We start from the raw sequence: 13,225 nt of genomic DNA on the forward strand, positions 1-13,225 counted from the left end.
GTCCGGCCGGGCGGCCGGCGCGGCGGCGTGCCGCGGCGTCACCCGGACGGGGTGGTCCGGCCTGCCACGGTGTTGCCGGCCGCGTCGATGCCGCGGATCTCGCAGCGGGGGCCGCTGGCCCGCATCAGCCGCAGGTCGGCGGTGACAAGGGGTGCGCCGAGCTGTTCGGCGACCGCCACGTACGCGGCGTCGTCCGGGGTGAGGTTGTCCTTGAGTTCCCAGACGCGTCGGAGCAGCGGGGCCACGTCGATCCGCCGGATCGGCAGTGCGGGCAGCCGTTCGGCGAGTTCGGTGACGCGTTCGGCGGTGACCTGGCGGGCGAGGAGCAGGCCGCGCAGCGACTGCATGCACTCGATGAGGACGTGGTCGGGTGCCGCCCATGCGGTGTCGCGGGCGAGTTCGGCGCGGGCTCCGTCGCCGCGCGGGCCGTCGTCGGCCAGGGCGAGGACGAGGGCGGATGCGTCGACGACGATCACGGGCGGGCTCCTCGGCGGTGGGGCCGTCGTCCCGCGAGGCTGCTCGTGCGCGGCGCGGACGTGGGCGGTCGCGGGGCGAACGGGCCGCGACGGCGGCTCGGGTGGGTGCTCGAACGGGGCTCGGGCGGGGTTCCGGACACCCTAGCCGCGGCGCGCGTCCGGCCCGTCGCCGGGACGCGTGCCGGGACGCCTGAGGGGCGTGTTCCGGGGCGTGTTCAGGGCTTCCGGTGTGCGCGCGCACTTGCGCCGCACGGGCGGCGGGTGAAGTTTGGGAGGGGTGCCGTGGCGCGTCCCGGAAGGGCCCTGCCTGAGGTGATGGCGTGCGCGGGCATGCACTATGGTTTATCTCGACATCGAGATAAGTTCACACTATGATTTATCTTGACATCAAGATAGTTGCCGAGAGCCGCACGCCTTCCGCATCGGCGAGGTGGGCTTAGCTAAGGCTTACCTTACCATCGGGTGGACCCAGAAGGAGTCAGTCGTGTCCGCGAACAGCTTCGACGCCCGCAGCTCGCTGCAGGTGGGCGACGAGTCGTACGAGATCTTCAAGCTCTCCGCCGTCGAGGGTTCCGAGCGGCTGCCGTACAGCCTCAAGGTCCTGCTGGAGAACCTCCTCCGCACCGAGGACGGCGCCAACATCACCGCCGACCACATCCGCGCCCTGGGCAACTGGGACGCCGCGGCGGAGCCGAGCGAGGAGATCCAGTTCACGCCCGCCCGCGTGATCATGCAGGACTTCACCGGTGTCCCCTGCGTCGTCGACCTCGCCACCATGCGCGAGGCCGTCAAGGACCTCGGCGGCGACCCGGCGAAGATCAACCCGCTGGCGCCGGCCGAGCTGGTCATCGACCACTCCGTCATCGCCGACAAGTTCGGCACGCCGGACGCCTTCGTCCAGAACGTCGAGATCGAGTACGGCCGCAACAAGGAGCGCTACCAGTTCCTGCGCTGGGGCCAGACCGCGTTCGACGAGTTCAAGGTCGTCCCGCCCGGCACCGGCATCGTGCACCAGGTCAACATCGAGCACCTGGCCCGCACCGTCATGGTCCGCAACGGCCAGGCGTACCCCGACACCTGTGTCGGCACCGACTCGCACACCACGATGGTCAACGGCCTGGGCGTGCTGGGCTGGGGCGTCGGCGGCATCGAGGCCGAGGCCGCGATGCTCGGCCAGCCGGTCTCCATGCTGATCCCGCGCGTGGTCGGCTTCAAGCTCAACGGCCAGCTCCCGGCCGGCACCACCGCCACCGACCTGGTGCTCACCATCACCGAGATGCTGCGCAAGCACGGTGTGGTCGGCAAGTTCGTCGAGTTCTACGGCGAGGGCGTCACCGCGATCCCGCTGGCGAACCGCGCCACCATCGGCAACATGTCGCCGGAGTTCGGCTCGACCTGTGCGATCTTCCCGATCGACGCCGAGACCATCAACTACCTCAAGCTCACCGGCCGCGACGAGCAGCAGCTCGCCCTGGTCGAGGCGTATGCCAAGGAGCAGGGCCTCTGGCACGACCCGTCGGTCGAGCCGGTCTTCTCCGAGTACCTGGAGCTGGACGTCTCCACCGTCGTCCCGTCGATCTCCGGCCCGAAGCGCCCGCAGGACCGCGTGATCCTGGCCGAGGCCGCCGACAGGTTCGCCGAGGCGCTGCCGACGTACTCCGCCGAGGCCTCGAAGCCGACCGCCGTCACCGCCCCCGACGGCTCGTCCTACGAGATCGACAACGGCGCGGTCGTGATCGCCTCGATCACCTCCTGCACCAACACCTCCAACCCCTCCGTCATGCTGGGCGCCGCCCTGCTGGCGAAGAAGGCCGTGGAGAAGGGCCTCACGGTCAAGCCGTGGGTCAAGACCACCCTGGCCCCCGGGTCCAAGGTCGTCATGGACTACTACGAGAAGGCCGGCCTCCTCCCGTACATGGAGAAGCTGGGCTTCAACCTGGTCGGCTACGGCTGCGTCACCTGCATCGGCAACTCGGGCCCGCTGCCCGAGGAGGTCTCGGCCGCCGTCAACGAGGCCGACCTCGCCGTCGTCTCGGTGCTCTCCGGCAACCGCAACTTCGAGGGCCGGATCAACCCCGACGTCAAGATGAACTACCTGGCGTCCCCGCCGCTGGTGGTCGCGTACGCCCTCGCCGGCAACATGAACGTCGACATCACCCGTGACGCGCTGGGCCAGGACGCCGACGGCAACGACGTCTTCCTCGCCGACATCTGGCCGTCCGAGCGGGAGGTCGCCGACACCGTCGCCGGCTCCATCGACGAGGCCATGTTCGACAAGGGCTACCAGGACGTCTTCGCGGGCGACCACCGCTGGCAGTCGCTGCCCGTGCCGACCGGCAACACCTTCGAGTGGGACGCCGAGTCGACCTACGTCCGCAAGCCCCCGTACTTCGAGGGCATGGCCAAGACCCCGAGCCCGGTGACCGACATCGCCGGTGCCCGCGTGCTGGCCAAGCTGGGCGACTCGGTCACCACCGACCACATCTCCCCGGCCGGCAACATCAAGCCGGGCACCCCGGCGGCGCAGTACCTCACCGAGCACGGTGTGGAGAAGCGTGACTTCAACTCCTACGGCTCGCGCCGTGGCAACCACGAGGTCATGATCCGCGGCACCTTCGCGAACATCCGCCTGCGGAACCAGATCGCGGCGGGCACCGAGGGCGGCTACACCCGCGACTTCACCCAGGCCGACGGCCCGGTGTCGTTCATCTACGACGCCTCGCAGAACTACCAGGCCGCCGGCACCCCGCTGGTCGTCCTGGCGGGCAAGGAGTACGGCTCCGGCTCGTCCCGTGACTGGGCGGCCAAGGGCACCGCGCTCCTGGGCGTCAAGGCCGTCATCGCCGAGTCGTACGAGCGCATCCACCGCTCGAACCTGATCGGCATGGGCGTCCTGCCGCTGCAGTTCCCGGCCGGCCAGACCGCCGACTCGCTGGGCCTCACCGGCGAGGAGACCTTCTCCTTCTCCGGCGTGACCGAGCTCAACGAGGGCCGCACCCCGAAGACCGTCAAGGTCACCGCGGGTGACGTCACCTTCGACGCGGTCGTGCGCATCGACACCCCCGGCGAGGCGGACTACTACCGCAACGGCGGCATCCTGCAGTACGTGCTGCGCAGCCTGATCGGCTGAGCTCCGCAGTGACCCGGAGGCCGGGCCGCACCCCCTGACACCAGGGGGTGCGGCCCGGCCCTCGTCGTAGTACGACGGAGGCATGGCGACACCGCGCGATCCCTGGCCCGTGATCCATGCCGAGCGGCGGGCGCTGCTGGCCGACGTCGAGCGGCTGTCGCCCGGGCAGTGGGCCACGCCCTCGCTCTGCGCCGGGCGCACGGTGCAGGAGACCCTGGCGCACATGGCGGCGACGGCCGCGACGACGCCGGCGCGCTTCGCGGTGCGGATGGCCGGGTCGGGGTTCCGCTTCGAGGCGATGGCGGCCCGCGACATCGCCGCGCTGACCGCCGACGGCCCGGCGGGCACGCTCGCCGCGTTCGCGGCCCGGCTGGAGTCGGTGCGGCACCCGCCGGGGCCGCTGGACAGCTGGCTGGGAGAGACGGTGGTGCACGCGGAGGACATCCGGCGGCCGCTGGGCGTCGTCCACCCGTACCCGATGGCGGCGCTCACCCGGTGTGCGGACTTCTACCGCCGCTCGAACCTGCTGATCGGCGGTCGGCGCCGGATCGACGGGCTCGCCCTGCGGGCCACCGACACCGACTGGTCGGCGGGCACCGGCCCGGAGGTGGCCGGGCCGATGCTGGCCCTCCTGATGGCGCTCACGGGGCGGCAGGAGGCGCTCGGCGAGCTGGCGGGCGCCGGGGTGCCGACGCTGGCGTCACGCGGCTGACGGCGGGCCGCAGGCCGCTCGCGCGGCCCGCTCGTACGGCGGTCCGCGGGCCTCTCGCACGGCCCGCTCGTACGGCGGTCCGCGGGCCTTCCGCGGGCCTTCCGCGGGCCTTCCGCGGGCCTTCCGGGGGTCGCTCGCGGGGCGGTCCGGGGGTCCGGCGTTGTGCCGGCGGGCGGTTGACGGTGCGTCGGCCCCCTTGTGCGCTGCCCGGCCGATGGACTAAACCTCTGTCTCAGCTTGGTCCAGACCATTTGATGCTGACTCGGAGAAGGTCACGGGCATGCCCAGACGCACCTCAGCAGTCCTCGCGGTGGCACTGGCCACCGTGCTCGCCGCACCGGCGGCCGCACAGGCCCACGACCACCCCGCCCCCCGGCTGAAGGGCCAGCGGGTCGGCTACTTCACCCAGTGGGGCGTCTACAGCGGCGCCACCGCGCGCAAGGTCCAGGAGTCCGGCCAGGCCGGCAAGCTCACCGTGATCAACTACGCCTTCGGCAACGTCTCCGCCGACGGCACCTGCTTCGAGGCCAACGCCGCCGGCGTCGGCGACGCCTGGGCCGACTACCAGCGGCCCGTCGGCGCGGAGGAGTCGGTGGACGGCGTCGCCGACACCGCCGAGCAGCCGCTGAAGGGCAACTTCAACCAGCTGCGCAAGCTGAAGGCGAAGAACCCCCAGCTCAAGGCCGTGATCTCGCTCGGCGGCTGGACCTGGTCGAAGTACTTCTCGGACGCCGCGGCCACCGACGCCGCCCGCAAGAAGTTCGTCGCCTCCTGCATCGACCTGTACGTGAAGGGCGACCTGCCGCAGCTCGGCTCCGCCGAGGGCGGGGCCGGTGCGGGGGCCGGGGTCTTCGACGGCATCGACATCGACTGGGAGTACCCGGGCGGCGGCGGCGACCCGGGCAACGTCGTCCGTCCGGAGGACGGCCGCAACTACACGCTGCTGATGCAGGAGTTCCGCCGCCAGCTCGACGCGCTGGGCGGCAAGCGGCACAGCCACTACCTGCTGACGGCGGCCGTCCCGGCGGGGGAGGCCAAGGCCGACCAGCTGGAGATCGGCAGGGTCGCCCGTTCGGTCGACTGGCTCAACCTGATGACGTACGACCTGCACGGCCCGTGGGAGGCGCAGGGGCCGACCAACCACCAGGCCAACCTGTTCTCCGACCGGGCCGACCCGTCGCCGCAGAACGCCGGCTACAGCGCGGACCGCGTGGTGCGCCACTACCTGTCCAGGGGCCTCCCCGCGGAGAAGGCGGTGCTCGGCGTGCCGTTCTACGGCTACGGCTGGACGGGCGTGGCGGACGGCGGCACGGCGGGCCTCTACCAGCCGGCGACCGGCCTCGCGCAGGGCGGCAACCTGCCCTACCGCCTGATCAAGGACCTGCCCGGCGCGGTCCACGACGACCGGTTGCACGGCGCGACCTGGAAGTACGACGGGACGGAGTTCTGGACGTACGACACGCCCGAGCTGCTGACCCGCAAGGCGCGCTACGTCCGGGCGCTCGGGCTCGGCGGGGTGATGGCCTGGTCGCTGGACAACGACGACGCCCAGGGCTCCCTGGTGTCGGCCCTCGACAGCGGCCTGCAGGGCGGCTTCGGGCGGCCGTGACCCGACGGGGGGCGTGCCGGTCCTGGCGCGCCCCCCTGCCCCCGCTCTCCCACGCGCAGCGTCTCGCATCACGATTTTGATCGCTGATGCGCGAAGCTGCGCGTTTCTGTGTCTAAACGAGCATCAACGCGCTATCTTCTCGGTGTCCGGGCGGTCTGTCGGCTATCGGGCAGGCTCCCTGCGCATTGCACATGCTGCACCGCCCGCAACGCTTTGACTCCCAACGTGACCCATCCAGCGGCCCTGCTATTGCCGCAGGATGAACAGTGGACTATACCTTTGCGCATCGACCGCACGCCTTTGACCGGCGCACTTGCCGCCAGGCGGGCCTTTATCAACGGGAATTGACATCTCGTCATACCCCGGGGCATCACCCATCTTCTTGGACATCGAGGGGCTAGGGGCACTCATGGGCTCTGCAACCGAGTACAACCGGCGTGACATCTTCAAGCGCGCCGCAGGCATCGCCGTGCTGGCCGCCACCGGCGGGTCCCTGCTCACCGCGTGTGCCGGCGGCACCGGCGGCAGCAGTGACAAGGGCGACAAGGCGGCCGGCGGCTACAACCTGACCGACGCCAAGAACCCGTTCGGCGTCAAGGACGCCGACGGCCTTGAGGTCTTCATCTTCAACGGCGGCTACGGCAGCGACTACGCCAAGGCCTTCGAGGCCATCTACTCGAAGAGCTACCCCGGCGCCAAGATCAACCACCAGGCCGACCAGGACGTCACCGGCAAGCTGCAGCCGCGCTTCAACGCCGGCTCCCCGCCGGACGTCATCGACGACTCGGGCAACAAGCAGATCAAGCTCGACGTGCTGGCCGACTCCAACCAGCTCACCGACCTGCAGCCGCTCCTCGACGCGCCGTACATCGACGACCCGTCGAAGAAGATCCGCGACGTCCTGATGCCCGGCACCATCGAGTCCGGCACGGTCAAGGGCAAGGTCTACAACCTGTCCTACGTCTACACCGTCTGGGGCTTCTGGTACTCCGGCAAGCTCTTCAAGGACAACGGCTGGACGGCCCCGAAGACCTGGGCCGAGTTCATCGAGCTCTGCGGCAAGATCAAGGCCAAGGGCATCGCGCCCCTCGCCCACCAGGGCAAGTACCCCTACTACATCAACGTCGCGCTCCTGGACATGATCGCCAAGCAGGGCGGCCTCGACCTGATGAAGCGCATCGACGCCCTCGACGCCACCGCCTGGGACGACCCGGCCGTCAAGACCGTCGTCGAGGCGTTCTACCAGATCGTCGAGAAGGACTTCCTCCTCCCCGGCACCAACGGCATGACGCACACCGAGTCGCAGACCGCCTGGAACCAGTACAAGGCCGCGTTCATCCCGTCCGGCTCCTGGCTGGAGAACGAGCAGCTGGCCACCACCCCGGCCGACTTCGACATGGTCTTCCTGCCCATGCCGTCGCTGCCCGGCGACAAGCTGCCCTTCGAGGCGATCCGCGCCGGTGCGGGCGAGCCCTTCATCGTCCCGTCCAAGGCCAAGAACGTGGCCGGCGGCCTCGAGTTCCTCCGGATGATGCTGACCAAGGAGGCCTCGGGCAAGTTCGCCCAGACCGCCAACAGCCTCACCTGCCTGAAGGACGGCGTCGGCCCCGAGGTCAAGCTCAAGCCGGGCACCGCCTCCACCGTCGTCTCCCTCACGGCCGCCGGTGCGAACACCTTCAACTACCAGTACCCGAACACCGCATCGAAGTTCGACGAGGACCTGCAGAACGCCTCGGGCGAGCTGATGGCCAAGCGCATCACTCCGGCGGAGTGGATCAAGCGCGCCAAGGAGTCGGCCGCCAAGAACAAGACCGCCTGACCGGCGGAGGAACAGGACGCACCGGGGGCCCCGAACCGCCCCCGGTGCGTCACCCTGACGGACAGGAGAAGTGACCCATGCGTCACGGCAAGTACCCCTTCATCGTGGGGTTCCTCTTTCTCCCGATCGTGCTGTACGTGGGGCTGGTGCTCTGGCCGTACGCGCAGACCTTCGGGTACTCCCTGACCGACTGGTCGGGGCAGAGCCAGGAGATGAACTTCGTCGGCCTGGACAACTACACGAAACTCTTCGGTGACGAGGTCTTCCTCGGCGCGCTGTGGCACAACCTCCTGCTGCTCGCGGTGCTGCCGGTCGCGACGATCCTGATCGCGCTCTTCTTCGCCTTCATGCTCAACGTCGGCGGCAAGGGCGGCACCGGCGGCGTGCAGGGCGTCCGCGGCGCCGCCTTCTACAAGGTCGTGTTCTTCTTCCCGCAGGTGCTCTCCATCGCGATCCTCGCGGTGCTCTGGCAGGCCGTGTACCGCACGGACGCCAGCGGTCTCTTCAACGGCGTGCTGATCAAGGCCGGCCTGGTCGACGCCCAGCACCCGGTGGCCTGGCTCTCCGACCCCGACCTGGTGCTCTGGTGCATCCTGGGCATCCTCGTCTGGGGCGGCGTCGGCTTCTACCTCGTGCTCTTCTCGGCGGCCATGCAGTCGATCCCCAAGGACATCTACGAGGCGGCGCTGCTCGACGGCGCCAAGCGCGGCCAGACGTTCTTCACGATCACCCTGCCGCTGCTGTGGGAGACCGTGCAGACGGCCTGGGTCTACCTCGCGATCGTCGCGATGGACGCCTTCGCCCTGGTGGCCAGCATGACCCCGGGCCGCACCTACGGCGGCGGCCCAGACCACCACAGCGAGCTGATGTCGACGTATCTGATGCGCAACTTCCTCGCCTTCGGCGAGGCCGGCTACGCCTGCGCGATGGGTGTCGTGATCTTCTTCTTCACCCTCATCCTGTCCGTCGTCTCGCTGCGCGTCACCCGGCGCGAGCGGATCGAGTACTGAGCGGGGCCTGGCCATGAGCACCAGCATCGACAAGTCCACCGCCGTACCGGCCCAGCGCAGCCGTCCGGCCGGCCGGACGGAGCGCTTCGCCGAGAGCGGCGGCATCCTCAACGTCTTCTCGCACGGCTTCCTCGCACTCTGGGCCGTGATGATCCTCTTCCCGCTGGCCTGGGTCGTGCTCGGCGCGTTCAAGACCGACTCGCAGATCAACGGCTCCGCCTGGAGCTGGCCGACGCACTGGGGCTTCGACTCCTTCACCCGGGCGTGGTCCAAGGGCATCGGCGGGTTCTTCGCCAACACCCTCATCGTGCTGGCGGGTTCGCTCACCCTCACCATGCTGCTCGGCGCGATGGCGGCCTACGTGCTCGCCCGCTACGAGTTCCGCGGCAACCGGGTGATCTACTTCTCGTTCGTGGCCGGTGCGATGTTCCCGGTCTACCTGGCCCTCGTGCCGCTGTTCTTCATGGTCCGCAACCTCGGTGAGATCTCGCCGTACCTCGGCCTGAACAGCTACCTCGGCCTGATCCTGGTGTACGTCGCGTACTCGCTGCCGTTCACCGTGTTCTTCCTGCACTCGTTCTTCCGCACCCTGCCGACCGCCATCCACGAGGCGGCGATGCTGGACGGCTGCTCGCACACCCGGGCGTTCTTCCGGATCATGGTGCCGATGGCCAAGCCCGGCCTGATCAGCGTGGGCATCTTCAACGTGCTCGGCCAGTGGAACCAGTACATCCTGCCGGTCACCCTGATGCAGCCGACCACGGCCGGCGAGGCCGACCACTCGATGCTCGCCCAGGGCCTGGTCAACCTCGCCCTGCAGTCCGGCTACAAGAGCGACGCCCCGGCCCTCTTCGCCGGCATGACGATCGCCATGCTGCCGGTGCTGGTGGTGTACCTGTCCTTCCAGCGCCAGGTGCAGTCCGGCCTCACCTCGGCCACGCTCAAGTAGCAGCGGCCCGGAACGCCGACGGCCCCCCTGCCCTTCCGGGCCGGGGGGCCGCATCCGTGTCGGGCCGCATCCGGGTCAGCGGGCCGCGGCCGTTCCGGCCGTCAGGCCCGGTCGCACTCCTGCGCGCGCAGCGCCCGGGCGAGGTCGTCACGGCACTCCGTCACCAGGCGGCGCAGGGCCGGCGCGGCCCCCGGGTGCCCGTCCAGCCACTCGTCCGTCGCCGCGAGCACGGCCGGCTCGGTCTGGTGACGGGGGAAGAACCCGCCGACGATCCGCATCGCGATCTCGATCGACCGCTGCTCCCAGACCTTCTCCAGCACCGCGAAGTACGGCGCGGTGAAGCCCGCCGTCAGGTCCCGCCGGCCGGCCTGGGCGAAGCCCGCGATCTCCGCCTCCACCAGGGCGTTCGGCAGTTCGTCGGAGTCGACGACGGCCGACCACGCGGCGGCCTTCGCCTCCGGGGTGGGGCGGGCGGCCAGGCACTGCACGAGCTGGCGGCGGCCGCTGGCGGTGTTGTCCCGCTGCAGCTCCCGCTCGATCTCCGGGCCCTCCGCGGCCCCGCCGGCGGCGAGCGCCAGCCAGAGCGTCCAGCGCAGCTCCTGGTCGACGTCGAGGCCGTCGATGCGTGCGGTGCCCTCCAGCAGGCCGCGCACCAGCTGCAACTCCTCCGGGCCGTCGGCCGCGGTGGCGACGAAGCGGGCCCACGCCAGCTGGTGGTCGCTGCCCGGCTCGGCGGCCCGCAGCTCGCGCACCGCGCCCTCGGCGAGCAGCCGGCCGCCCGCGGCCCGCCACGCCGGGTCGGCGTACAGGTCGAGCGCGGTCTTCGCCTGCAGGTGCAGCGACTGCAGCACACCGATGTCGGACTCGCGGCCGCCGAAGCGCAGCACCAGGTCGAGGTAGTCCCGGGCGGGCATCAGGCCGTCGCGGGTGAGGTTCCACACCGCGGACCACGCGAGCGCCCGGGCCAGGTCGTCGCGGATCTCGCCGAGCGAGGCGCGCAGCGTCTCCAGCGAGCCCTCGTCGAAGCGGACCTTGCAGTACGTCAGGTCGTCGTCGTTGACCAGCACGAGTGCGGGCCGCGGCCGCCCGGCGGCCTCGGCGACCACCGTGCGGGTGCCGGTCACGTCCAGCTCGATCCGTGCGGTGCGCACGAGGCCGCCGTCGGTGTCCTGGTCGAACAGGCCGACCGCGACGCGGTGCGGGCGCGGCACCGAGCCGTCCTGGACGATCGCGAGCTCCGTGATGCGTCCCTCGGAGTCCACCGTGACCTGCGGGGTCAGCACGTTGACGCCGGAGGTCTGCAGCCAGGCGGCGGCCCAGGCGGTGAGGTCGCGGCCGCTGGTCGCCTCCAGCGCCTCCAGCAGGTCGGCGAGCCGGGTGTTGCCGTACGCGTGCCGCTGGAAGTACTGCCGGGCACCCGCGAGGAACGGCTCCCGGCCGACGTACGCCACCAGCTGCTTGAGGACGGAGGCGCCCTTCGCGTAGGTGATGCCGTCGAAGTTGAGCTTCGCGTCCTCCAGGTCGCGGATGTCCGCGGTGATCGGGTGCGTCGTCGGGAACTGGTCCTGCCGGTACGCCCACGCCTTGCGGCGGTTGGCGAAGGTGATCCACACCGCCCGGTACCCGGTCGCCTCGTGCTGCGACAGCGAGCCCATGTAGTCGGCGAACGACTCCTTCAGCCACAGGTCGTCCCACCACTTCATGGTGACGAGGTCGCCGAACCACATGTGCGCCATCTCGTGCAGCACGACGTTGGCCCGGCCCTCGTACGCGGCCTCGGTGACCTTCGAGCGGAAGACGTACTCCTCGCGGAACGTCACGCAGCCCGGGTTCTCCATGGCGCCGATGTTGTACTCCGGCACGAAGCACTGGTCGTACTTGCCGAAGGGGTACGGGTAGTCGAACTCCTGGTGGAAGAAGTCCAGGCCCTGCTTGGTGACGGTGAAGATCTCGTCCGAGTCGAAGTGCGGGGCCAGCGAGCGGCGGCAGGTCGCGGCGAGCGGGATCTCCAGCACGCCGCCGTCCGGCAGCTCGCGGCTGTAGTGGTCGCGGGCCACGTGGTACGGCCCGGCGACCACCGCCGTGAGGTAGGTGGAGATCGGCTTCGTCGGGGCGAACCGCCAGGTGCGGGCCGCGCCGTCCGCCGTGATCTCCTCGTGCACCGCGTTCGCGTACACGTCCCACGCCGCCGGGGCGGTCACCGACACGGTGAACGGCGCCTTCAGGTCGGGCTGCTCGAAGTTCGCGAACACCCGGCGGGCGTCGGCCGGCTCGAAGTGCGTGTACAGGTAGGTCTCGTCGTCCGCCGGGTCGACGAACCGGTGCAGGCCCTCGCCGGTGCGGCTGTACGCGCAGTCGGCGACGACGGTCAGCTCGTTGTGCGCGGCCAGGCCGGGCAGGGCCACCCGGACCCCGTCGAAGACCTCGGCCGGGTCGAGCGCGCGGCCGTTGAGGGTGACCGCGTGCACCCGCGGCGCCAGCAGGTCCGCGAAGGTGTCGGTGCCCGGCGCGGAGCAGCGGAACACGACGGTCGTGGTGGAGCGGAAGGTGGCGGCCGCCGGGTCGGGCGCGGAGGTCACGTCGAGATGGATGCGGTAGCTCTCCACCCCGATCGCCTCGGCCCGCTGCTGCGCTTCTTCGCGGCTCAGGTTCTTGCCCGGCACGGCGGTACTCCTTTGTCCGGATCGCACGCTGTGAGGTGATGCGGTGGCCGGACCGGTGGGCCCGGCCTGGGGCATCCTTTCACGGCGGGTCCGCCCGGCCCCGGCACGGACCCGGGTGGTGCGCACGGAATCAACCGCAGGGGCGCGCTGTTGCCATCCGCGGGACCGGGGCACGCCCCGGGAGTCCCGTACCGACCCCTCGACCGAAGGACGCCGTCCGTGACGACTGCCGACTCCCGCAAGATCGCCGACTTCTGGTTCGACCCGATCTGCCCCTGGGCCTGGATGACCTCCCGCTGGATGCTGGAGGTCGAGCAGGTGCGCCCGGTGGACACCCGCTGGCACGTCATGAGCCTGTCGGTGCTCAACGAGGGCCGTGACCTGCCCGAGAAGTACCGCGAGCTGCTGGACCAGGGCTGGGGCCCGGTCCGGGTGCTGATCGCCGCCGCGCAGGCGCACGGCGACAAGGTGCTCGGCCGGCTCTACACCGAGCTCGGCCTGCGCTTCCACAACCAGGGCCTGCCGAACGAGCGCGCCACCATCGAGGCCGCCCTGGAGGCCGCCGGCCTGCCGGTCGAGCTCGCCGACGCCGCCGACACCGACGCCTACGACGAGGCCCTGCGCGCCTCCCACCGGGAGGGCATCACGCTGGTCGGCGAGGACGTCGGCACCCCGGTCATCGCCGTGGACGGCCCCGACGGCGACCGGGTCGCCTTCTTCGGCCCGGTCGTCACCCCCGCCCCGCGCGGCGAGGCCGCCGCCCGCCTGTGGGACGGCACGGTGCTCGTCGCCTCCACCCCGGGCTTCTACGAGATCAAGCGCACCCGCACCGCAGGCCCGTCCTTCGAGTGACGGCA

The 13,225-nt window shown here is 70.7% G+C and carries 9 protein-coding genes; 7 read left to right on the forward strand and 2 right to left on the reverse strand.

The features are described 5' to 3' along the window. Positions 1-38: 38 nt before the first annotated feature. Positions 39-476 carry a type II toxin-antitoxin system VapC family toxin gene (locus OG335_RS24785; RefSeq protein WP_405013310.1) on the reverse strand — a complete coding sequence of 146 codons (438 nt, stop codon included), beginning with the start codon at positions 474-476 and terminating at the stop codon, positions 39-41. Between the two features lie 484 nt (positions 477-960). Here OG335_RS24785 and acnA point away from each other — a divergent pair, with 484 nt between their 5' ends. The 6 genes from acnA (at position 961) to OG335_RS24815 (ending at position 9,705) form a co-directional block, all read left to right on the forward strand. Further along, positions 961-3,606, forward strand: coding sequence for an aconitate hydratase AcnA (gene acnA / locus OG335_RS24790; protein WP_405013311.1), 2,646 nt, complete (start codon positions 961-963; stop codon positions 3,604-3,606). 82 nt (positions 3,607-3,688) lie between these two features. Continuing rightward, positions 3,689-4,318 (forward strand): maleylpyruvate isomerase family mycothiol-dependent enzyme, encoded by a 630-nt coding sequence (locus OG335_RS24795; protein ID WP_405013312.1) that lies wholly within the window; start codon positions 3,689-3,691, stop codon positions 4,316-4,318. Positions 4,319-4,598: 280 nt separating this feature from the next. Beyond that, positions 4,599-5,927: a glycoside hydrolase family 18 protein gene (locus OG335_RS24800; RefSeq protein ID WP_405013313.1), complete on the forward strand. Its 1,329-nt coding sequence runs from the start codon at positions 4,599-4,601 to the stop codon at positions 5,925-5,927. Between the two features lie 409 nt (positions 5,928-6,336). Continuing rightward, positions 6,337-7,746 (forward strand): N-acetylglucosamine/diacetylchitobiose ABC transporter substrate-binding protein, encoded by a 1,410-nt coding sequence (ngcE, locus tag OG335_RS24805; RefSeq protein ID WP_405013314.1) that lies wholly within the window; start codon positions 6,337-6,339, stop codon positions 7,744-7,746. Positions 7,747-7,823: 77 nt separating this feature from the next. After that, the gene (locus tag OG335_RS24810) at positions 7,824-8,756 is read left to right on the forward strand and encodes a carbohydrate ABC transporter permease (RefSeq protein WP_405013315.1); all 933 of its coding nucleotides are present in this window, start codon (positions 7,824-7,826) and stop codon (positions 8,754-8,756) included. A gap of 13 nt (positions 8,757-8,769) precedes the next feature. After that, positions 8,770-9,705 carry a carbohydrate ABC transporter permease gene (locus tag OG335_RS24815; protein ID WP_405013316.1) on the forward strand — a complete coding sequence of 312 codons (936 nt, stop codon included), beginning with the start codon at positions 8,770-8,772 and terminating at the stop codon, positions 9,703-9,705. A gap of 101 nt (positions 9,706-9,806) precedes the next feature. Here the strand turns inward: OG335_RS24815 and pepN are convergent, their stop codons facing one another. Next, positions 9,807-12,368, reverse strand: a complete 2,562-nt coding sequence (pepN, locus tag OG335_RS24820) for an aminopeptidase N (protein ID WP_405013317.1) — start codon at positions 12,366-12,368, stop codon at positions 9,807-9,809. Positions 12,369-12,587: 219 nt separating this feature from the next. Between pepN and OG335_RS24825 the strand changes: the two genes are divergently transcribed. Continuing rightward, positions 12,588-13,220 (forward strand): disulfide bond formation protein DsbA, encoded by a 633-nt coding sequence (locus OG335_RS24825; protein WP_405013318.1) that lies wholly within the window; start codon positions 12,588-12,590, stop codon positions 13,218-13,220. The last annotated feature ends 5 nt before the right edge of the window (positions 13,221-13,225 follow it).

Origin of the sequence: Kitasatospora sp. NBC_01539 (genome assembly GCF_045040525.1) — a bacterium.
Classification (GTDB): domain Bacteria; phylum Actinomycetota; class Actinomycetes; order Streptomycetales; family Streptomycetaceae; genus Kitasatospora.

Coding starts and splice junctions, on each gene's coding strand:
- OG335_RS24795 (WP_405013312.1), top strand. CDS start 3,689: ATGGCGACACCGCGCGATCCCTGGCCCGTGATCCATGCCGAGCGGCGG.
- OG335_RS24800 (WP_405013313.1), top strand. CDS start 4,599: ATGCCCAGACGCACCTCAGCAGTCCTCGCGGTGGCACTGGCCACCGTG.
- ngcE (WP_405013314.1), top strand. CDS start 6,337: ATGGGCTCTGCAACCGAGTACAACCGGCGTGACATCTTCAAGCGCGCC.
- OG335_RS24810 (WP_405013315.1), top strand. CDS start 7,824: ATGCGTCACGGCAAGTACCCCTTCATCGTGGGGTTCCTCTTTCTCCCG.
- OG335_RS24815 (WP_405013316.1), top strand. CDS start 8,770: ATGAGCACCAGCATCGACAAGTCCACCGCCGTACCGGCCCAGCGCAGC.